Consider the following 1,305-nt stretch of genomic DNA (forward strand, 5'->3'; position numbering starts at 1 on the left):
CATGGCTTCCTGAATAATTTCTGCCTTGAGACGCTCTTCAGCATACATTTTTTTGAGGCGACGGTTTTCCTCTTCTAAATAACTGCGCCTAATAGTAGATCACTGAAGGGAACTCAATCCGGTTTGAGCGATCTGATCAATCGCCAAATCAAAACAAATCACCAACCGGACTGAGTTATGCCGATCATAGCATTCATACCCCGAAATGAACGACGCCAGATGCAAAAAATTGTCCAGAAAACTTCTGATAAAAACCACGCCAGACGCCTTATCGCCATGCTGATGTTGCATCGGGGGGAATCGCTGACTTGCGTTGCTAAAACCCTATGCGCCGCCCGTTCATCCGTCGGACGCTGGATTAATTGGTTCACGTTATTTGGTATTGAAGGCCTGAAAAGTCTGCCGTCGGGCCGTCAAAAAAATGGCCTGTCGACGACATGCTGCGAATGCTCAATTTGCTTGTCCAGCGCTCCCCGCAAGATTTTGGCTATTTGTACTCACGCTGGAGTACCGAGATGTTAACGATTGAAATTAATAAGTTATTTAACTCAACGTTGCATCCAGGGTCACTTCGCCGTTGGTTGCCAGGAGCAGGCATTGTCTGGCGCAGAGCGGCCCCGACCTTGCATATTCGGGATCCTCACAGAGCAGAAAAGTTGGCTGCTATCAATGAAGCATTGAAAAAGAACAGCGCTGAACATCCCGTGTTTTACGAGGATGAAGTTGATATCGATCTCAATCCTAAAATCGGCGCGGACTGGCAGAAAAAAGGTCAGCAGAAACGCATCCCCACGCCGGGTAAAAATGAAAAACATTACCTTGCAGGTGCGCTGCATGCCGGAACGGGCAGAGTGGATTACGTTAGTGGAACACGTAAAAACGCAGGCTTGTTCATCGATATGTTATGCCAGCTGAGAAGCACGTATCGCAGCGCCAAAACGATCACCCTTATTGTCGATAATTACATCATTCACAAAAGCAAAAAGACATTGAAGTGGCTGAAGAAGAATCCAAAATTTATTCTTATTTATCAGCCGATTTACTCGCCATGGGTGAACAAAATAGAGCTCTTATGGTTAGCCTTACACGAAACGGTAACCCGGAATCATCACTGTAAAACAATGTGTGAGTTACTAAAAAATGTCAGACAATTTATTAAAACCGCATCACCTTTCCCAGGCAACAAACCTGGACTAACAAAAGTGGAGCGGTAATAGGCGCAGTTATTTAGTTCTTTGAGGCGGGTCATCATGGAAGCATCCATCCCGCCAAAGCGTGAACGCCACTTATAGAAACTGGCGTTGC

General features: G+C 46.0%; 1 pseudogene. It reads left to right on the top strand.

What is annotated here, in order from left to right:
- Positions 1–177 precede the first annotated feature (177 nt).
- A pseudogene (locus NC856_RS17600) lies at positions 178–1,214 on the top strand (IS630 family transposase).
- The last annotated feature ends 91 nt before the right edge of the window (positions 1,215–1,305 follow it).

It is taken from the genome of Brenneria izbisi, assembly GCF_025840185.1.
GTDB lineage: Bacteria > Pseudomonadota > Gammaproteobacteria > Enterobacterales > Enterobacteriaceae > Brenneria > Brenneria izbisi.